20 protein-coding genes are annotated in these 20,450 nt (G+C 53.8%); 13 read left to right on the top strand and 7 right to left on the bottom strand.

All coding sequences use genetic code 11. The features are described from left to right. Positions 1-153 precede the first annotated feature (153 nt). From yhfZ to JQ822_RS14770, 8 genes are all read left to right on the top strand, one after another. On the top strand, positions 154-1,059 hold the full coding sequence (gene yhfZ / locus JQ822_RS14805) for a GntR family transcriptional regulator YhfZ (RefSeq protein ID WP_213134119.1): 906 nt from the start codon (positions 154-156) through the stop codon (positions 1,057-1,059). A gap of 15 nt (positions 1,060-1,074) precedes the next feature. After that, the gene (locus JQ822_RS14800) at positions 1,075-1,437 is read left to right on the top strand and encodes a PRD domain-containing protein (protein WP_213134118.1); all 363 of its coding nucleotides are present in this window, start codon (positions 1,075-1,077) and stop codon (positions 1,435-1,437) included. 83 nt (positions 1,438-1,520) lie between these two features. Further along, complete coding sequence (locus JQ822_RS14795; RefSeq protein WP_213134117.1) at positions 1,521-2,684, top strand: YhfX family PLP-dependent enzyme; 1,164 nt, start codon at positions 1,521-1,523, stop codon at positions 2,682-2,684. Then, the gene (locus JQ822_RS14790; RefSeq protein WP_213134116.1) at positions 2,684-3,910 is read left to right on the top strand and encodes a phosphopentomutase; all 1,227 of its coding nucleotides are present in this window, start codon (positions 2,684-2,686) and stop codon (positions 3,908-3,910) included. Before JQ822_RS14795 ends, JQ822_RS14790 begins: the two co-directional genes overlap by 1 nt. Beyond that, a complete protein-coding gene (locus JQ822_RS14785; RefSeq protein ID WP_213134115.1) occupies positions 3,907-4,785 on the top strand; it encodes a phosphotriesterase-related protein in 879 nt (292 codons plus the stop codon). Before JQ822_RS14790 ends, JQ822_RS14785 begins: the two co-directional genes overlap by 4 nt. 10 nt (positions 4,786-4,795) lie before the next feature. Continuing rightward, complete coding sequence (locus tag JQ822_RS14780) at positions 4,796-5,149, top strand: DUF2620 domain-containing protein (RefSeq protein WP_213134114.1); 354 nt, start codon at positions 4,796-4,798, stop codon at positions 5,147-5,149. 11 nt (positions 5,150-5,160) lie between these two features. Beyond that, positions 5,161-6,465, top strand: a complete 1,305-nt coding sequence (locus tag JQ822_RS14775; protein WP_213134113.1) for a YhfT family protein — start codon at positions 5,161-5,163, stop codon at positions 6,463-6,465. Between the two features lie 12 nt (positions 6,466-6,477). After that, positions 6,478-7,566 carry an aminotransferase class I/II-fold pyridoxal phosphate-dependent enzyme gene (locus JQ822_RS14770; protein ID WP_213134112.1) on the top strand — a complete coding sequence of 363 codons (1,089 nt, stop codon included), beginning with the start codon at positions 6,478-6,480 and terminating at the stop codon, positions 7,564-7,566. 65 nt (positions 7,567-7,631) lie between these two features. Here the strand turns inward: JQ822_RS14770 and JQ822_RS14765 are convergent, their stop codons facing one another. The 6 genes from JQ822_RS14765 to tsgA form a co-directional block, all read right to left on the bottom strand. Next, on the bottom strand, positions 7,632-7,802 hold the full coding sequence (locus JQ822_RS14765) for a YhfL family protein (RefSeq protein WP_213134111.1): 171 nt from the start codon (positions 7,800-7,802) through the stop codon (positions 7,632-7,634). 283 nt (positions 7,803-8,085) lie between these two features. Then, the gene (gene cysG / locus JQ822_RS14760) at positions 8,086-9,459 is read right to left on the bottom strand and encodes a siroheme synthase CysG (RefSeq protein ID WP_213134110.1); all 1,374 of its coding nucleotides are present in this window, start codon (positions 9,457-9,459) and stop codon (positions 8,086-8,088) included. An 11-nt stretch (positions 9,460-9,470) separates the two neighbouring features. Next, positions 9,471-10,280, bottom strand: coding sequence for a nitrite transporter NirC (nirC, locus tag JQ822_RS14755; RefSeq protein WP_213134109.1), 810 nt, complete (start codon positions 10,278-10,280; stop codon positions 9,471-9,473). Positions 10,281-10,359: 79 nt separating this feature from the next. After that, positions 10,360-10,686, bottom strand: a complete 327-nt coding sequence (nirD, locus tag JQ822_RS14750; protein ID WP_005121659.1) for a nitrite reductase small subunit NirD — start codon at positions 10,684-10,686, stop codon at positions 10,360-10,362. Then, on the bottom strand, positions 10,683-13,226 hold the full coding sequence (nirB, locus tag JQ822_RS14745; protein WP_213134108.1) for an NADPH-nitrite reductase large subunit: 2,544 nt from the start codon (positions 13,224-13,226) through the stop codon (positions 10,683-10,685). The genes nirD and nirB overlap by 4 nt, the downstream gene beginning before the upstream one ends. A gap of 273 nt (positions 13,227-13,499) precedes the next feature. Further along, positions 13,500-14,681: an MFS transporter TsgA gene (tsgA, locus tag JQ822_RS14740; RefSeq protein WP_213134107.1), complete on the bottom strand. Its 1,182-nt coding sequence runs from the start codon at positions 14,679-14,681 to the stop codon at positions 13,500-13,502. A 276-nt stretch (positions 14,682-14,957) separates the two neighbouring features. On the opposite strand from tsgA, the gene ppiA reads away from it, so the two are divergent. The 5 genes from ppiA to argD all read left to right on the top strand — a co-directional run bounded on the left by ppiA (position 14,958) and on the right by argD (position 18,295). Beyond that, entirely contained in the window at positions 14,958-15,530 is a 573-nt protein-coding gene (ppiA, locus tag JQ822_RS14735; RefSeq protein WP_096759295.1) for a peptidylprolyl isomerase A, read from the top strand. Between the two features lie 107 nt (positions 15,531-15,637). Continuing rightward, a complete protein-coding gene (locus JQ822_RS14730) occupies positions 15,638-15,805 on the top strand; it encodes a YhfG family protein (protein WP_096759296.1) in 168 nt (55 codons plus the stop codon). Further along, positions 15,795-16,397 (top strand): putative adenosine monophosphate-protein transferase Fic, encoded by a 603-nt coding sequence (locus JQ822_RS14725; RefSeq protein WP_213134106.1) that lies wholly within the window; start codon positions 15,795-15,797, stop codon positions 16,395-16,397. The genes JQ822_RS14730 and JQ822_RS14725 overlap by 11 nt, the downstream gene beginning before the upstream one ends. Positions 16,398-16,428: 31 nt before the next feature. Then, complete coding sequence (gene pabA / locus JQ822_RS14720) at positions 16,429-16,992, top strand: aminodeoxychorismate synthase component 2 (protein ID WP_213134105.1); 564 nt, start codon at positions 16,429-16,431, stop codon at positions 16,990-16,992. 85 nt (positions 16,993-17,077) lie between these two features. After that, complete coding sequence (gene argD, locus JQ822_RS14715) at positions 17,078-18,295, top strand: bifunctional acetylornithine/succinyldiaminopimelate transaminase (RefSeq protein WP_213134104.1); 1,218 nt, start codon at positions 17,078-17,080, stop codon at positions 18,293-18,295. Between the two features lie 43 nt (positions 18,296-18,338). Here the strand turns inward: argD and JQ822_RS14710 are convergent, their stop codons facing one another. Beyond that, positions 18,339-20,426, bottom strand: a complete 2,088-nt coding sequence (locus tag JQ822_RS14710) for a YccS/YhfK family putative transporter (protein WP_213134417.1) — start codon at positions 20,424-20,426, stop codon at positions 18,339-18,341. Between the last annotated feature and the right edge of the window lie 24 nt (positions 20,427-20,450).

The raw sequence follows: 20,450 nt of genomic DNA, 5'->3' as shown, positions 1-20,450 counted from the left end.
GGCGTTAAGAACCGGGTTACGCCCGGTTTTTTTTCGTCTGTGCTTTTCGAACAACAAAAAAATGTGAAGCGCCTCGCCGTTTGTGGATCTCGTCATTGCGTTATATCTTCACTTTAATGAAGATATAAATATTCAATTTACTGAAAATATATAATGAGCCGGACATTTATCAAGAAGGAAGGGGTTGTCCTGACAACCCTGGCCCGTTACCTGCTCGGTGAGAAGTGTGGTAACCGTTTGAAAACCATTGATGAACTGGCGAATGAATGTCATTCGTCGGTGGGATTAACGCAGGCTGCGCTAAAAACACTGGAATCGTCAGGGGCGATCCGTATTGAGCGTCGTGGGCGTAACGGTAGCTTCCTGGTGGAGATGGATAATCGCACGCTGTTGACGCATGTGGATATTAATAACGTGGTCTGCGCAATGCCGCTACCCTATACCCGTTTATATGAAGGGCTGGCGAGTGGACTGAAGGCGCAATTCGACGGGATCCCATTTTATTACGCACACATGCGTGGGGCTGACATTCGCGTGGAATGCCTGCTCAATGGCGTCTACGACATGGCGGTAGTTTCTCGTCTGGCGGCGGAAAGTTATCTTGCGCAAAATGGGCTTCGCATCGTACTGGCGCTGGGACCGCACACTTATGTAGGCGAACACCAGCTCATCTGTCGCAAAGGTGAGTCCGGACGCGTGAAGCGGGTGGGGCTGGATAACCGCTCGGCGGATCAGAAAATCATGACCGAAGCCTGTTTTGGCGGCCACGATGTTGAATTGATCGACCTGCCTTACCATGAAAGCTTGCAGCGTATTGCTAAAGGGGACGTGGATGCGGTGATCTGGAACGTGGTTGCGGAGGCTGAGCTGGCGGTGCTGGGGCTGGAAGCCACTCCGCTGACTAACGATCCTCGATTCCTGCAGGCTACGGAGGCAGTGGTGCTAACCCGGACAGATGATTATCCGATGCAGCAGTTGCTCCGCGCCGTTGTTAACAAAGAGGCGCTACTTGCCCACCAGCAACGCGTGGCAAATGGCGAACAGGAACCCAGTTATTAAGTTAAGGCGAATGTCATGGAAAACAGGCTAAACCTGCTGTGTGAAGCGGGCGTCATCGACAGGGATATCTGCAGCGGTATGCTGCAGGTTGTGAAGCAACTCGATGAAGAGTGGTGTTTACCGGTCCATACCGAGCAAGGGGCGATGGCGATGACCCATATGGCAAGCGCATTAATGCGCAGCCGCCGGGGGGAAGTCATAGAAGCCCTGGATGACCAGCTGCTGGCTGAAATGGCGCAATCCAACCTCTGGCCAACTATTTTATTGGTACATCATGGGTTGCTGAAAGAGTTTACGCTTACGCTGCACGCGAATGAAGAGGGATACCTGCTGGCAAACCTGTACGGATTGTGGATGGCGGCGCACGAAGGCGTCTGAAGTAAACCGAATATCGGCGTAGCGCATCCTAAATATTCAAAAAAATGAATATTTATCTGAAGGATTAGAAACGAGGCATACAGATGTTTATACATGCATTGAAACGCCAGAACCCTGCACTTATTTCGGCCGCTTTTGCCCTTTGGCAGGAAGGAAAGATAGCGCCGGATAGCTGGGTTATTGATGTTGACCAGGTGATTGAGAATGGAAAACGCCTGTTAGACGTGGCACAACAACACGGTATCTCACTCTATTTGATGACTAAGCAGATTGGGCGAAACCCATGGCTGGCAGAGAAGCTGTTGCAGTTGGGGTACGAAGGCATTGTAGTGGTGGATTACAAGGAAGGCCGCGTCATGCGTCGTGCCGGGCTGCCGGTCGCGCATCAGGGACACCTCGTACAGATCCCTGCGCGACAGGTTAGTGATGCCGTGGCTCAGGGGACTGATGTCATTACTCTTTTTTCGCTGGAGAAAGCGCGTGAGGTTTCTGCTGCGGCGGTAAAAGCTGGCTGCGAACAGGCCGTGATGCTCAAAGTACATGGCAAGGATGATTTTCTCTACCCGGGACAAGAAAGCGGATTTCCGCTGGCCTGTCTGAATGATGTCGTGAGTGAAATACGAGGTTTACCGGGCCTGCATCTTCGTGGGCTAACCCATTTCCCCTGTCTGTTGTGGGATGCGGAATCCGCAGAAACGGTACCGACGCCAAATCTGCACACCCTGGTAGCGGCCCGACGTCAGTTAGCGGCGGCGGGCGTTGAGATTGAACAACTCAATGCCCCTTCCGCCAGCAGCTGCGCATCACTACCGCTACTGGCGAAATATGGCGTAACTCACGCCGAGCCTGGACATGCACTGACCGGCACCATCCCTTCCAATCAGAACGGCGATCAGCCTGAGCGTATTGCAATGCTCTGGCTGAGCGAGGTTTCCCATCAATTCCGTGGAGACAGCTATTGCTATGGTGGCGGCTATTACCGTCGTGGGAATGCGCAAAATGCCCTGGTCTTCACGCCAGGAAGTGACACCCCTGTCGCAGCGACGCTGAAACCTGTGGATGACAGCAGTATCGATTACTACCTGCCTCTGGCTGGCGAGTTCCCGGTGAGCAGCGCGGTCGTGTTCTGTTTCCGCACACAAATTTTCGTGACGCGCAGCGACGTGGTGCTGGTGTCCGGTATTCAGCGCGGCGCGGCTGAAATTGTTGGCCGTTACGACAGTCTCGGAAATGTACTGGAGGAGTAATGGCTCGATTTGTGGTGTTGGTGATCGATAGCTTTGGTGTCGGCGCAATGAAGGACGTCACGCTGGTCAGACCCCAGGATGCCGGGGCGAACACGTGTGGACATATTCTTGCTGAAGTACCGTATTTACACCTCCCGGCCCTCGAAAGACTGGGGTTGATTAACGCCCTGGGTTTTGCGCCGGGGGTGATGAAGCCTTCGGCATCGGCGGTCTGGGGCGTTGCGGAGCTACAGCATGAAGGTGGCGATACCTTTATGGGGCATCAGGAAATTTTAGGTACACGGCCACAAGCGCCGCTGCGGATGCCGTTCAGTCAGGTTATCGACAGTGTTGAGCTGGCGCTAAAAACCGCAGGCTGGCAGGTAGAACGACGTGGCGGCGATCTGGCGTTTCTGTGGGTCAACGAGGCTGTGGCTGTGGGGGATAACCTCGAAGCGGATTTAGGTCAGGTCTATAACATTACCGCCAATCTTACCGTTATCCCGTTTGACGAGGTGCTGGAAATAGGTCGCATAGTCCGTGAGCAGGTACAGGTCGGGCGGGTGATCGCATTTGGCGGTCTGCTTAATGACAGCCAGCGTATTCTGGACGCCGCCGAAACCAAAGAAGGTCGTTTTATCGGTATTAACGCCCCGCGTTCCGGCGCGTATGAAAGCGGCTTTCAGGTCAGGCATATGGGTTACGGCGTGGATGAAAAGGTACAGGTGCCGCAAAAACTGCATGATGTAGGCGTGCCTACCGTGCTGGTCGGCAAAGTGGCGGATATCGTCAGTAATCTTCATGGCCGCAACTGGCAAAACCTGGTGGATAGCCAGCAGATTATGGATATCACCCTGAATGAGTTTCAGGCTGAATCTACGGTATTCATCTGCACCAACATCCAGGAAACCGATCTCGCCGGGCACGCAGAAGATGTCGCACGTTATGCCGAACGGCTACAGCTTGTTGACCTTAACCTTTCGCGTCTTCTGGCCGCTATGGATCCACATGATTGCCTGGTGGTCATGGCCGATCACGGCAACGATCCAACCATTGGACATAGCCATCATACCCGTGAAGTTGTGCCGGTGCTGGTGTACCAGCAGGGACTGGAGCCAGACCAGTTAGGTGTACGTGCCACGCTGTCGGATGTTGGTGCGACGGTATGCGAGTTCTTCGGCGCTCCTCCACCACAAAACGGCACTTCTTTTCTTTCTGCGTTACGACTCACAGGAGTTGTTTTATGAGCATTGATACGACGGGCTACACCTATGCCCACGAGCATCTGCATATCGATCTCTCTGATTTTAAGGGGAACCTCGACTGCCGGTTAGATCAGTACGATCTCATCTGTCAGGAGATGAAGGATCTGCGGGTGTTAGGCGTCAGCAATATTATAGAGATGACCAACCGCTACATGGGACGTAACCCGCAATTTATGCTCTCACTGATGCGCGATACGGGGATCAACGTGGTGGCCTGCACCGGCTATTACCAGGATGCGTTTTTCCCCGAGCATGTGGCGACCCGAAGCGTGGAACAGCTCGCGCAGGAGATGATCGATGAGATTGTCATCGGTATTGATGGCACAGAACTGAAGGCCGGGATCATTGCGGAGATCGGCTCAAGCGAAGGGGTGATCACGCTGCTTGAAGAGAAGGTGTTCATCGCCGCCGCACGTGCGCATAACGAAACCGGGCGCCCCATCTCGACGCATACCTCTTTCAGCACCATGGGGCTGGAACAGCTGGCGCTGCTGAAAACGCAGGGGGTGTCACTCGCGCGCGTGGTTGTCGGCCACTGCGATTTAAAAGATAACCTCGACAACATCCTACGCATGATCGATCTCGGTGCGTACGTGCAGTTCGACACCATTGGTAAAAACAGCTACTACCTCGACGAGAAACGCATTGGCATGCTGCATGCGCTTCGCGATCGCGGGCTGCTTAACCGTGTGATGCTCTCAATGGATATTACCCGTCGCTCCCATTTAAAAGGCAATGGTGGTAATGGCTATGACTACCTGTTAACGACTTTTATCCCACAGTTGCGCCAGTCAGGATTCGACCAGGCCGATGTGGACACGATGTTACGTGATAACCCCTCAAAATTTTTCCAATAAGGACAGAACCATGAAAAAGATTGGTGTTGCTGGCTTACAGCGTGAGCAGATTAAAAAGACCATCGAGACTGCGGCTCCTGGCTGCTTTGAAGTCTCCATTCACAACGACATGGAAGCGGCAATGAAGGTGAAATCTGGGCAACTGGACTACTACATTGGTGCGTGTAACACCGGCGCGGGTGCGGCGCTGTCGATTGCTATTGCGGTGATTGGCTACAGCAAAAGCTGCACTATCGCCAAACCGGGCATTAAGGCGAAAGACGAACATATCGCAAAAATGATTGCGGAAGGGAAAGTGGCTTTTGGTCTCTCCGTCGAACATGTTGAACATGCGATCCCGATGCTGGTTAACCATCTGAAATAAAAGGCACGATTATGGATCTGTACATTCAGATTATCCTGGTGGCCTGTCTGACCGGCATGACGTCGCTTCTGGCGCATCGGTCGGCCGCCGTTTTTCATGATGGAATCCGTCCAATTCTGCCGCAGCTTATTGAGGGGAACATGAACCGTCGTGAGGCGGGGAGTATCGCGTTTGGTCTAAGCATCGGCTTTGTTGCCTCCGTCGGGATCTCGTTCACGTTGAAAACCGGGCTGCTTAATGCGTGGCTGTTGTTTCTGCCAACGGATATTCTCGGCGTGCTGGCGGTTAATAGCCTGCTGGCGTTTGGCCTGGGGGCTATCTGGGGCGTATTGATCCTGACTTGTCTACTCCCGGTGAACCAGTTACTGACGGCATTACCCGTGGATGTGCTGGGTAGCCTCGGGGAGCTGAGCTCTCCGGTGGTTGCGGCATTCGCGCTCTTCCCTCTGGTGGCGATTTTCTATCAGTTTGGCTGGAAGCACAGCCTGGTTGCTGCCTTTGTGGTATTGATGACCCGCGTGGCGGTCGTTCGTTTCTTCCCACACCTAAACCCGGAATCAATCGAGATTTTCATTGGGATGGTCATGCTGCTGGCGATTGCTATTTTCCACGATATACGCCACCGCGGTGATGAGGAGATGGATGTCAGCGGACTATCGGTGTTTGAGGAGCGAACCTCACGAATCATTAAAAATCTGCCGTATATCGCCATTGTTGGTGCACTGATCGCCGCTGTCGCCAGCATGAAGATTTTCGCCGGAAGTGAGGTTTCAATCTTTACGCTGGAAAAAGCCTACTCGGCGGGAATTACGCCGGAACAGTCGCAAACGCTGGTGAATCAGGCGGCGCTGGCGGAGTTTATGCGCGGACTGGGCTTCGTGCCGCTGATTGCCACCACCGCGCTGGCGACGGGTGTGTACGCGGTAGCCGGTTTCACTTTCGTTTACTCGGTGGGCTATCTGGCTCCGAACCCGTGGATTGCGGCTATCCTTGGTGCCGTAGTGATTTCAGCGGAAGTACTGCTGCTGCGCTCCATTGGTAAATGGCTGGGCCGCTATCCGTCAATACGCAACGCGTCGGATAACATTCGTAATGCCATGAATATGTTGATGGAAATGGCGCTGCTAATCGGTTCGATTTTTGCTGCCATCAAGATGGCAGGCTACACCGGATTCTCTATTGCGGTTGCCATTTATTTCCTCAACGAATCGATTGGACGCCCGGTGCAGAAGATGGCAGCACCGGTAGTGGCGGTGATGATCACCGGTATCCTGTTGAACATTCTCTACTGGTGCGGGCTGTTTGTCCCGGCCTGAGGAGGCATGTAAATGATGACGTTCCCCCTGCAAAGCCTGACGCTTACAGAAGCGCAGCAAAAGCAGTTTGCATTGGTGGATACGCTCTGCCGCCACTTCCCGGGTGCTGATTTTCTGGCTGGCGGCGACTTGGGGCTGGTACCGGGCCTGAACCAGCCCCGGGTGACGCAGCGTGTGGAAAAAGTGTTGGCCGATGTCTTTCATGCCGAGGCGGCGGTTCTGGTTCAGGGAGCGGGCACCGGCGCGATTCGCGCCGGGCTGGCTGCGCTGCTGAAACCCGGCCAGCGACTGTTGGTTCACGATGCGCCTGTGTACCCGACTACACAGGTGCTCATTGAGCAGATGGGGATTGTGCTGGTCAGGGCTGATTTCAACGATCTTCCGGCGATTAAGCGGGCTATCACAGAGCACCGCCCCGATGCTGCGCTGGTGCAACATACGCGCCAGCAGCCACAGGACCGTTATGTGTTATCCGAGGTGCTGGCGGAGATTACGCAGTGTGGCGTGCCGACGTTAACCGACGATAATTACGCGGTGATGAAAGTAGACAGCATCGGCTGTGAATGTGGGGCGACGCTGTCGACGTTCTCCTGCTTTAAGCTGTTTGGTCCGCAAGGCGTGGGGGCGGTTGTCGGTATGGCGGACGTGGTTGCCAGAATTCGTGCGACCCTCTATTCCGGTGGCAGCCAGATTCAGGGTTCACAGGCGCTGGAGGTGGTGCGTGGCCTGGTTTTCGCTCCGGTGATGCATGCGGTGCAGGCAGGTGTTTCTGAGCGTTTGCTGGGTTTGCTCCATAGCGGAGCGATACCCGAGGTAAAAAAGGCGGTTATTGCCAATGCCCAGTCGAAGGTGCTAATCGTTGAGTTTCATCAGCCTATTGCCAACAGTGTACTGGAAGAAGCGCATAAACGCGGTGCGCTGCCGTATCCGGTTGGAGCGGAGTCGAAATATGAAATCCCGCCGCTGTTTTATCGCCTTTCCGGGACGTTCCGTGAAGCGAATCCCGAACTGAGCGACTATGCGATTCGTATTAATCCCAATCGCAGTGGCGAGGAAACGGTACTGAGGATTTTGCGGGAAAGCGTGAGTGCATGTGAGTGAGCGTAAATCTAAAATGAAAAAACCGGGAAATTCCCGGTTTTTTTGTATCTGCGCAATCGCTTCTATTACTGATCTGCAGCCGGGCCACAGCCACCAATAATTTTAGAAATTGAAATTGCTGGATGGAACAAATAATCATAGCTGCAGTTGTTTTTTTTGTTTTCGATATGGCCAGTACATGCTGTCAGCGTAACCAGAACACCCGCCACAATGGCGATTTTTGCAAATTTAAACATGTCAAAATCCTTATTGGATATTTATTTTTAAATGGATGAAATCCATTTCTCGAAGCCTAATATATCAACTAATAAAAACTTTAAGTAGTCCGGATAAAGACATGGCAATGTTTGTGTGAATTATATATTCAATGAATTGATGTTCTATAGAATTAGTCTTGCTCTAATCATTAATGGACGGGTTATTGGGATGGATATATAGAGTTGGTTGATTTTTATTTTGTATTTGTTTTTCTTAACTATGAATAACGCCCTGAATATCAGGGCGTTATTCAGCGTTCAATTAATGATTTGAGAACCAGTTCAGCTTATCGCGCAGCCCAACCACGCGGCCGACAATAATCAGCGCCGGGCTTTCAACCCGTTGGGCCAGTTCACCGAGCTGTGTGAGTACGCCGTTGACGACGCGCTGTTTCACGGACGTTCCGTTTTCTACCAACGCAACCGGCATGTCTGCGGGCATGCCAAACTCGATCAGTTTTTGCTGGATGGTGGCCGCCTGATTTAGCCCCATATAGAACACCAGTGTCTGTTTTTCAGCCGCCAGGTTTTCCCAGTCCAGCTCGCCGCCGGTTTTCAGATGCCCGGTAACCAGGCGTACGCTCTGGGCGTAATCACGATGCGTCAGAGGAATGCCAGAATAAGCAGAACAACCGGAAGCTGCGGTAATACCTGGAACCACGGAGAACGGGATACCTGCATGGCACAGGGTTTCCAGCTCTTCACCGCCGCGGCCAAAGATGAACGGGTCGCCGCCTTTGAGGCGCACCACGCGTTTACCCTGTTGCGCTTCGTTCAGCAGGATCTGGTTGATCTCTTCCTGCGGTACACAATGATAACCCGCGCGTTTACCCACGAAAATACGGTCTGCATCGCGGCGTACAAGGTTCATGATGTCGTCAGAAACCAGACGGTCATACACCACGACATCAGCCTGCTGGATCTGTTGCAACCCTTTCAGTGTGAGCAGTCCGGCATCGCCTGGACCGGCGCCAACCAGTACCACTTCGCCACGATGATCCAGCGGTTCGCTGAGCATTTGCTCGGTGGTTTCTTCTACCGCTTGCCGATCGTTGTTTGCCAGAGACTGCGCCAGACGATCGTTAACGAACAGTTTCTCCCAGAAGCGGCGACGTTCCCCCATACTGGCGAACTGCTTTTTCACCCGGGAACGCAGCTGGCCCGCATACTGCGCGACCTGCCCCAGATGCTGCGGCAACACGGATTCGAGCCGTTCACGCAGCAGACGAGCCAGAACAGGCGAGGTACCGCCAGAGGAGACCGCCACCATCAGCGGCGAGCGGTCAATAATGGAGGGCATGATGAAACTGGCCGCTTTTGGTGCATCGACCACGTTACAGAAAATACGGCGTGATTCAGCGGCGGTGCTGACGCTTTGGTTGACGGCGTCGTCATCGGTGGCGGCGATCGCCAGCCAGCAGGTGTCGAGCAGGGCTTCGTCAAACGGCCCCTCAACCAGCGTCAGCATGCCTTCATTTGCCCATACGGTGAACTGCGGAATAAATGCCAGCGCATTAACCGTTAAACGGGCGCCCGCTTCCAGCAGTAACCGCGCTTTGCGTTCTGCGACATCACCACCGCCGACGATTAAGCAGTCGCGGTCACGTAGTTGACAAAATATAGGCAAATGATCCACGACATTACCCCTTAGTTATTGGCAGCAGCCTCTGGCTGGTTGATTTTTGCCGGAGCCGGACGCTCCGATTTTGGCGTAGCATACCAATAACCCCACCCCATGAATACGACACCGGACAAAGTATTACCGAGTGTTACCCACAACAGATTGTGACCGATTCCAGTCAGGGTATAGGCATCGCTGTGATGACCGAACCAGGAGAGCGCAAACAGCGTCATATTGGCAACGGAGTGCTCATAACCGGAAGCGATAAACGCCAGCAGGCACCACCAGATAGCGAGAAATTTTGCCGCGCCTTCGGTACGGATTGCCATCCAGATTGCCAGACAAACCAGCCAGTTACACAGCGCGCCTTTAAAGAACAGCACGGTGGCAGGCGCGGTGGTTTTCGCCAGTGCAACCGTATGTACGATGCTGGTATCGACCGGCAGCAGGCTACCGCCACCCCAGCTGTACAGCAGGGCGACGAACACGGAACCGACCAGATTTCCCAGCCAGGTTTGCGGCAAAATTGCCCACATCTGACCGTGGCTGATGGTGCCCGCTTTCACGCCGAGCGTCAGGAACATGGTGTGACCGGTAAACAGTTCCGAGCCGGCAATAATTACCAGCGTCAAGGCAATACCAAAGGTTGCACCCATCACCAGCGGACGCACGGACGGGTCAAGCAGATTACCGAGCGTAAAAATAAGGATGATGCCAAGGCCAACATAGGCCCCCGCCATGGCGGAACTGACCCAGAATCCGAGCGGATTATTAGCCGACAGGCGTGCGATGCGCGCAGCGTTAGCCGCACACTTATTAATAGTGTCTGTGAACATGTGTTGATTATCCTTAAATATGCAATAACAATTAAAAAAAATACAAAAAAGGGGAGGCGTTGCGCCTCCCAAAAATTTATTAACCGCGCAGTTGCACCGTGCCGTCTTTCACTCGGGCTTCGTAATGTTTCACGGAGAACTGTTCGTCTTCCATGCACAAACCGTCGCTTAAACGAAAGCGCTGTTTTTTCAGCGGGCTGGCGACCCACAATTCGCCCTGATGCTCTGCAATCAACCCGCGCGAGAGCACGCTGGATTCAAAGAACGGGTCGATGTTACTGATCGCAAACACCTGGTCGCTATGATAAGGACGGAAAATTGCCACTTGCTCGGTACCTAACAGGGCGCAGACGCCTGTTGCAGGCAGAATGTCATCGATTTTGCAGATGTTTTTCCACTGGCTCATGCGTTTTCCTCCACCAGAGTGACCGGGATGCGCTCATACGGCGTGGCCGGGCGATGTTGTTCACGTTCAGGCACAACCTGGACATTAGGATCGCGTTGTTCGCTATTGATAAAGTGCTTGAAGCGAACCTGCGCGGCTGGCGTGTTAACAGTTTCTGTCCACTCGCACACGACGGCTTCACGCAGACGCGCCATCTCTTCTTCCAGGTGTTCGTTCAGGCCGAGTTTGTCGTCAATGATGACTGATTTCAGGTACTCGATGCCGCCTTCCAGGTTATCTAACCACGGCGCGGTACGGGTCAGTTTGTCCGCTGTACGGATGTAGAACATCATAAAGCGGTCGAGATATTTCATCAGCGTTTCGCGATCGAGATCCGCCGCCAGCAGATCCGCATGGCGTGGTTTCATCCCGCCGTTACCACAAACGTACAGGTTCCAGCCTTTTTCGGTCGCGATAATACCGACGTCTTTACCCTGGGCTTCCGCACATTCGCGGGTACAGCCGGAGACACCGAATTTCATTTTGTGCGGGGTGCGAATGCCTTTGTAGCGGTTTTCCAGCTCTACGCCGAAGCCCACGCTGTCGCCCACGCCATAACGGCACCAGGTGCTGCCGACGCAGGTTTTCGCCATACGCAGTGCTTTGGCATACGCGTGACCGGTTTCGAAGCCTGCTTCAATCAGCTGACGCCAGATTTCCGGCAGGTCATCTTTCTGCGCGCCGAACAGGCCAATACGCTGAGAGCCGGTAATCTTGGTATACAGGTTGAATTCACGGGCAATGCGGCCCACGGCAACCAGACCTTCCGGGGTAATTTCGCCACCGGCAGAGCGTGGGATAACGGAGTAAGTCCCGTCTTTCTGGATGTTGGCCAGGAAGTTGTCGTTGGTATCCTGCAGCGGCGTGTGCTGCGGCTTGAGGATGTATTCATTCCAGCAGGAGGCCAGCAGGGAACCGACGGTCGGTTTACACACTTCGCAGCCGTAACCTTTACCGTGTTTCGCCAGCAGCTCTTCGAAGGTTTTAATGCCTTCCACGCGGATGAGATGGAACAGTTCCTGACGCGAGTACGGGAAGTGATCGCACAGGTTGTTGTTAACTTCGATGCCCTGTTTCGCCAGTTCCGCGTTCAGCACCTGGGTGACCAGCGGGATACAACCGCCGCAGCCGGTACCGGCTTTGGTTTCGGCTTTCAGCGCTGCAACGGTGTGGCAGCCTTTGTTAATGGCGGCAACCAGCATGCCTTTGGTGACGTCGAAGCAGGAACAAATCTGCGCGCTGTCCGGCAGTTTATCCACGCCGATGGACGGTTTACCGCTGCCCGCGTGCGCTGGCAGGATCAGTGAATCTGGGTTTTCCGGCAGTTCGATGGCGTTCAGCACCAGCTGCAGCAAGTTGCCGAAATCGCTGGTGTCACCCACCAGAACGGCACCCAGCAGCGTTTTGTTATCTTCGCTGACGATCAGGCGTTTGTAGACTTCTTTGCTTTCGTCGAGGTAAACGTAGCTACGGGCACCCGGCGTACGCGCGTGTGCGTCGCCGATACCGCCAACGTCCACGCCCAGCAGCTTCAGCTTGGCGCTCAGATCTGCACCTTCGAAGGCGTTTTTGCTACCGAGAATATGGTCAACGGCGACCTGCGCCATTTTGTATCCTGGTGCGACCAGGCCATACACGCGGTCGTTCCAGCTGGCACATTCGCCGATGGCGTAGATATCCGGGTCAGAGGTCTGGCAGGCGTCGTTAATCACGATACCGCCGCGCTGTGCCACGTCAAGGCCGCACTGGGTTGCCAGTTTGTCGCGCGGGCGAATACCGGTGGAGAAGACAATGAAGTCCACTTCCAGTTCGCTGCCGTCGGCAAAACGCATGGTTTTACGCGCTTCGGTGCCTTGCTGGACGATCTCTTTGGTATTTTTGCTGGTGTGCACGCGCACGCCCATGCTTTCAATTTTGCGACGTAACTGCTCGCCACCCATATGATCCAGCTGTTCAGCCATCAGCATTGGGGCAAATTCAATCACGTGGGTTTCAACGCCTAAGCTTTTCAGGGCACCTGCGGCTTCCAGACCCAGCAGACCACCACCGACAACGGCACCGCGCTTACTGCGACGAGCGCAAGACTCAATGGCGTTGAGGTCTTCAATGGTACGGTAAACGAAACAGTCCTGAGTTTCCGAACCTTTAATCGGCGGGATCCACGGGTAGGAGCCGGTTGCCATGATCAGCTTATCGTAATAGACCGTACGGCCTGCGCTGGAGTGGATCACCTTCTCCTGGCGGTTGATGGTAATCGCGCGTTCGCCGACTAATACTTTAACGCCGTGCTTCTCGTAGAAGCCTTCGCGCACCAGCGACAGCTCTTCAGCGGTGTGGTGAGAGAAGTAAGAAGACAGGTGTACGCGGTCGTATGCTTTGCGGGGTTCTTCACAGAAGACGGTAATATCAAACTTGTCCGCCTCGGATTTATCAAGAAGATCCTCAATAAAGCGATGGCCGACCATACCATTACCGATAATAGCGAGTCTGACTTTGCTCATTTTTGCCTCGATTTCTTTTCTATTACTGCCTACCTTAACGATTCAGCAACCCCGCTTATTGATACAAATCAATTTCGCCCTTATATACTCCTTAAGAGGTATATAACTGATTTGTCAGCGTTTTTATAAGTCACGGAATTGACAGGCTTTTCATGTTTGTACAATTAGCGTACAAATTAAAAGGTTTTAACGTGTGTAGGCCTGCATACTAAGGGTAAGGAAGGGGAGTGATAAAATGCCGGATAAGGCGGAGTCGCTATCCGGCATTCAGGTTTAATGCGCAGCCGGTGCGTTATGCTGGCGATGACGCGTGACAAACCCAAGGATAAAGCACATCACGAATACCACGGCATACAAACCGTTAGCCGTCTGCAATGCTGCCAGTGGGCCGCTGTGGGCGACGATGGGGCCGGTAACCACGAAGGTCAACATGGTCCCAATGGTGCCGCAGGTCAGCACGAAGTTAACCAGTTTCGGCGAGGCCACTTTGGTCTGCTGGGAGCCGAGGGTGATAATGGTGGTATAAATTGCGCTGGAGAAAAAGCCCAGCGTCAGGATGAACCACGGCATATGCTCTGGCGTGCCGGTGATGAACAAATACATCAACACGGTTGCCAGGCCTGCCAGCACGGTCAGGATACGCTGCAAGTCAAAGAAACGCAGAATAAAGCTAAACGCCCACATGCCAACCATGTAAGACATCCAGAAATCGCTGACCAGCTTGCCTGCATCGTTCAAGCTCATGCCGAGGCTTTTGGCGTATTCCGGCACCCAGGAGATAAAACCAAGCTGACCGAGGATGTAGCACAGTGCGGCGATAGACAAAAACAGTACGCCAATGCCCCACTTTTCTTTCACCACTGGCGTTTCCGGCTGTTGCGCGTGTTTACCCAGCGCCGGGAACTCACAACCAAAAGTCAGCAGGAAAATGGCGACGTACACCAGGCCGATACAGGCATAGACCCAGTACCATTCAATGCTGCGCGCCAGCAGATATGCCGCAACCATCGGGAAAATCATGCCAGCCATGCTGAAGAAGGAGTCGGTAAACAGCAGGCGGGAACCGCGCTGGCGACCTTCATACATCTGGGTGACCAGGAAAGTACCAATCGACATGGTGATACCGCTAACGACGCCCAGCACAAACATGGCGGCAGAGAACAGCGCCAGGCTATGGCTGAACATCAGTCCGGCGACCGCCAGCAGCATCAGGATAAAGCCAAAACGCAGCTGCGTTTTCAACGGAACAATTTCCATCAACCAGGCATTCAGAAAAATAGAGATCAGAATACCGGCATTCAGAAAGGTGAAGGTGTTACTCATACTGGAAACGGGCAAATGGAAATAGTCTGCGATGTTTCCCATCACCATCCCGGTGACAATGACCAACGCACCTGTCAGGGCGTAGGAGAGAAAGCTGATCCATGTGAGCTTGATGCGATTGCTGTTAGTCATGACTGGCCTGTATAGAAGTGTAAGGCGCATTGACTGCGCCGTGAGCGGGCAGATTTTAGGCGCTTTTGTGAATCATTTAAATATTTATTGATAATCGATGTGAATGTTACATTTTTTAATGTGATTTAGATCACTACTAATCATTATGCGGTCATATAGAACGTCGAGTTACATTTGTTTCAAGTACGTAAAATTAAGTAAAGGGATGGCCTTGTCATGGAAGGCTCTTTAGAATCAATTCACTTGCTTCATTTCTGCTCTTGTTAAGGAATTCTCATGCTCAAATCGACTCTGGCGGCTGTTGCAGCTGTTCTCGCTCTTTCTGCCCTCTCTCCCGCAGCACTGGCAGCGAAAGGTGACCCTCGTGTTCTGCTGACAACCTCTGCTGGTAACATTGAGCTGGAGCTGAATAGCCAAAAAGCCCCGGTTTCAGTGCAAAATTTTGTCGATTATGTAAACAGTGGTTTCTATAACAACACCACGTTTCACCGTGTGATCCCCGGCTTTATGGTGCAGGGTGGCGGTTTTACCGAGCAGATGCAGCAGAAGAAACCTAACCCGCCAATCAAAAATGAAGCCGATAACGGGCTGCGCAATACCCGTGGCACCATTGCCATGGCGCGAACCGCGGATAAAGACAGCGCGACCAGCCAGTTCTTTATCAACATTGCAGACAACGCGTTCCTCGATCACGGCCAGCGTGACTTCGGCTATGCCGTTTTTGGTAAAGTGGTGAAAGGGATGGATGTCGCGGATAAGATTGCTCAGGTTCCGACGCACGATGTAGGTCCTTACCAGAACGTTCCGTCCAAACCGATTGTTATCTTGTCTGCGAAAGTCCTGCCGTAATCGTATTTTTGCGCGGGCGGTTCCTGCCCGCGTTCTCTCCCTTCTCTGCGTAACCCGAAATTGCTGCTTATACTTGTGGCAAGTGTCGGCACATTCAGGGAGGTCACGTGAAAAAACTTACCGATAAACAAAAGTCCAGTCTCTGGGAGCAACTGCGAAACGGCAATTTCCAGGCCAGCCGACGGCTGGAAGGCGTGGATATTCCACGGGTTACGCTGAGTGCTGAAGATGCCCTGGCGCGCCTCGAAGAATTGAGGAGGCACTATGAGCGATAAATTCGGTGATGGGCGCGATCCCTATTTGTACCCTGGCCTGAACGTAATGCGTAATCGTCTGGGGGTTCATCAGGCCCAACGTCTGGCGCAGGCTGCTTACGAATTGACGGCGCTGCGTGCGGCGACAATTGGGCTGGGTCCGTACAAACGCGGTCTGCCGCACCTGTGCGCTATCCACCGTCAACTCTATCAGGATATTTTTGACTGGGCGGGCCAGCTGCGCGAGGTTGATATTTATCAGGGTGATACCCGCTTCTGCCACTTTGCCTACATCGAGAAAGAGGGCAATGCGCTGATGCAGGATCTGGAAGACGAGTCCTGGCTGTTGGGGCTGTCGGAGGAGTCGTTTATCGACCGACTTGCGCATTATTATTGCGAAATTAACGTTCTGCACCCGTTTCGTATTGGCAGCGGTCTGGCGCAGCGTATTTTCTTCGAACAGTTAGCGATCCATGCCGGGTATATGCTCAGTTGGGAGGGCATACCGGTTGAGGAGTGGAACCAGGCCAATCAGAGTGGCGCAATGGGTGACCTGTCGGCGCTGCAGGCGATATTTCGTAAAGTGGTAAGCGAAGCCCGAGAAACTGGGTAGAATAGCGCGGTTCTTCTGTACCGGAGCCGCAATGATCCTGCTTATCGATAACTACGATTCTTTTACCTGGAACCTGTATCAATATTTCTGCGAACTGGGCGCTGAGGTTCTTGTCAGGCGCAACGATGAGCTAACACTGGCGCAAATCGACGCGCTGGGCCCACAAAAAATCGTTATTTCCCCCGGTCCCTGCACGCCGGATGATGCCGGGATCTCGCTGGATGTTATTCGTCACTATACGGGGAAAATCCCGATGCTGGGCGTCTGTTTGGGTCACCAGGCAATGGCGCAAGCCTTTGGTGCCAGCGTGGTGCGGGCGGCGAAAGTAATGCACGGGAAGACCTCCCCGATCACGCATACCGGGCAGGGTGTTTTTCAGGGGTTAGCCAACCCGTTAACGGTGACACGCTACCACTCTCTGGTGGTCGCACCAGAGACGCTGCCTGCCTGCTTTGAGGTAACGGCCTGGAGTGAGACTCAGGAAATCATGGGTATCCGCCACCGTGAGTGGGATCTGGAAGGCGTGCAGTTTCACCCGGAGAGTATCCTCAGCGAGCAGGGGCATCAACTGCTGGGTAATTTCCTCAATCGATGATTTGTAGTTGCTATTCAATGATTTTTTATTCATATTTTATGATTATAATTTCACTCACATTTCTGCTTAACAGGGTGGCAATGACATGGCAACTGAACAAACTGCAATTACGCGCGCAACATTCGATGAAGTGATTCTGCCGATTTATGCACCGGCAGAGTTTATCCCGGTAAAAGGGAAAGGGAGTCGAGTCTGGGATCAGCAGGGGAAAGAGTACGTTGATTTCGCGGGTGGCATTGCAGTGACTGCGTTAGGGCATTGCCATCCGGCACTGGTCGAGGCGTTGAAAACCCAGGGCGAAACCCTGTGGCATACCAGTAACGTTTTCACCAATGAACCTGCTCTGCGTTTAGGCCGTAAAATCATTGAGGCGACCTTCGCCGAGCGCGTGCTGTTCATGAATTCCGGTACCGAAGCCAATGAAACCGCCTTTAAGCTGGCGCGCCACTATGCCTGCGTACGCCATAGCCCGTTCAAAACTAAAATCATTGCCTTCCATAATGCGTTTCACGGTCGCTCGCTGTTTACCGTTTCCGTTGGCGGACAGCCGAAATACTCTGACGGCTTTGGCCCCAAACCGGCGGACATTATTCATGTGCCGTTTAACGACCTGCATGCGGTAAAAGCGGTGATGGACGATCACACCTGCGCGGTGGTAGTCGAACCGATTCAGGGCGAAGGTGGCGTCACGGCGGCAACGCCGGAATTCCTGCAAGGCCTGCGCGAGTTGTGCGATCAACATCAGGCATTGCTGGTGTTTGATGAAGTGCAGTGTGGGATGGGGCGTACCGGTAATCTGTTTGCCTATATGCACTACGGCGTGACGCCGGATATCCTGACCAGCGCCAAAGCCCTCGGCGGCGGCTTCCCGGTGAGTGCCATGTTGACCACTCAGGAGATTGCTTCTGCGTTCCATGTCGGTTCACACGGCTCGACCTACGGCGGTAATCCGCTGGCCTGTGCGGTTGCAGAGACGGCGTTCGACATTATCAATACGCCGGATGTGCTGGAAGGTATTCAGGCTAAACGCCAGGCGTTTGTCGCGCATTTGCAGAAAATCGACGCTCAGTATGACATTTTTAGCGATATTCGCGGCATGGGACTGTTGATTGGCGCCGAGCTGAAGCCGCAGTTTAAAGGCCGGGCGCGCGATTTCCTGTATGCCGCCGCGCACGAAGGGGTAATGGTGCTGAATGCCGGCCCGGACGTGATGCGTTTTGCCCCCTCGCTGGTGGTGGAAGATGCGGATATCGATGAAGGGATGCAGCGCTTTGCGCAGGCCGTTGCTAAAGTGGTGAGTTGATTGCCCGTAGGCCGGATAAGCGTAGGGCATCCGGCAGTCGAGCTTAACCCTTCATGTCCCGCAATCGGCGGCTCAGCCAGATCCCGTGGTGCGGTCGCTGACGCCAGGCTACCGACGAAATGGTGTGCATGGTATTCAGATGCCCCAATATCCGCTGCAGATGCTGTTCCAGAGTGCTAAGCGGGCCGTGGGATAGCATCTCCGGTGACTCGAGAATATTCACATCGCCGGAACTTCCCGGCCCGTCATATTCCAGCCGCTGTTGACAGCGCTGAATCGCAATTTCGCAGGACTCCAGATACCGCTGCGCCAAATCCGGCGTCAACATTGTGTGTTCTCGAGCCAGCGTAGTCATTGCGTTGATGTGTTCGACGATGAACTGGCTGTGTGTGACCCACAGTTTCATATCGGCCAGGTAATGCGAATTAAACCCTGGCTCCTGCATCGCCTGGTTCAGTGAGTTAAACAGCGTGTTATGCGCCTGATTGACCCGCATGCGCTGATACGCGAGCGGAGTTGCCTGTGGATCGTTGCTGAGGATCAGGCGGATGGCTTCCTGATCGGATTCCAGCGCATCGTGGGCGTTTTTGCGCAGCAGGCCACTCTGCCACTGTGGCCATAGCCAGAGCATGCCGCCAAAGGCAATCAAACAGCCCAGTACCGTATCGACAAAGCGCGGTACGATAAACTGCTCCCCGTTCAGCGTCAGCAGTTGCAGGGTATATACCGCCGTGACCGTAAAGCCGACGGTGGCCCAGCCGTAGTTTTTGCGCATGATCAGATAGCTGACGAGGGTGACGACCAGCATGGCCGCCAGTGTAAACCCTTCCGGAATATGAAAGTGCAACGTGACGCCGGCAATCACCAGCCCGACGAGCGTCCCTACCGAACGATGCAGAATACGTACCCGCGTTGCGCCGTAGCCATTTTGTGTGACGAACAGGATCGTCATCAGGATCCAGTAAGGCTTTGGCAGGTGTAAGGCGCTGCCCATCAGGCTGGCGATGCTCAACATGACGCTGATACGTCCGGCATTACGCAGCGCGGGAGACTTAAGCGACAGATAGTTTTTCAGGGCAGGGAGCAACGGCAATCGGCGCTGTTTGTCGGCCATCAAATCTCGGGCGTACAGTGGACGCTGGGTACGCAGCACGCGGGCAATACGGCTAAAGTGCCAGTAGCAAAACTGCCCGACCGGGTTATCCGGATGCTGATTGGCAATTTTCTCCAGCGTACCAATCTGTTTCTCCATGGAAAAACGCGTGGGCAATCGGTGATACAGAATGTCATCTGCCAGCACGCGCAGGCGGGCGGCGACGGTGCGCGCGTTCCAGCGAATCACCTGCTCCGCGTGGCTACGTTCGACCAGCTTTTGCACCTCTTCCGGCTGATGCAGGCTGACGGAAATATGCTCCTGCAAATCCAGTGCTTCCTGAAAGGCCCGCAGCAGGCGTTTGTACTCGTTATTGTGATGTGCTGACAGCATGTGCATTTGCTGATAACACTGGGTGATCAGGTCCACGGCTTTTTGCTGGCGAACCAGCAGCGGGGGCAGCGCTTTTTCGGGATCGACGTGCTGGGTTAACAGGCTGTATTTTGCTTCACAGTAATCGGCCAGTTCGCGGTACAACAAGCTGAGCGATTCCCGCAGCGGCTGTTCACGCCACAGCCAGAACCAGAACCAGTTGAACGCGCCGTACCACAACGTACCCAGCGCATAGATCAGCAGCGGCTCCCAGATGGGCATATTCCCGGCCAGGCTTAGCGTGAAAATTGCCGCGATCAGTGAGGCTGGCAGTAATCGCGCATGCAGCGGGCCCAGCTCTGCGGTTACGCCGAGAACCAGCGTCAGGCCTGTGAGGATCAGCGGAAGCGGTATGGTCTGAGCCAGCAGCAACTGCATGATCAGGCTGCATCCGGCAAACAGTGATGCGCCAATAACTAAGCGTTTGAAAAAGCGTTTATGCGGGGTATCAAGACCGGCAATGTTGCAGCAGGCGGGGACGAGGGAGAAGAGCAGTCCCAGATGAAGCTGGCCAATGATAAGACCGACAGCCACGGGCAAACACAGCACCAGCGTTTGTCGTAGTGCGTAGTTGATCTCGGGGTGATAAATCAGTCTTCGCCACATCGGTGTAAACAAAAATGGCGCATT

The sequence above is a fragment of the Citrobacter sp. FP75 genome, assembly GCF_018342065.1.
Lineage (GTDB): Bacteria > Pseudomonadota > Gammaproteobacteria > Enterobacterales > Enterobacteriaceae > Citrobacter.
Note: the sequence above shows the minus strand (reverse complement) of the source record. Positions and strands in the feature narration are given on the sequence as shown.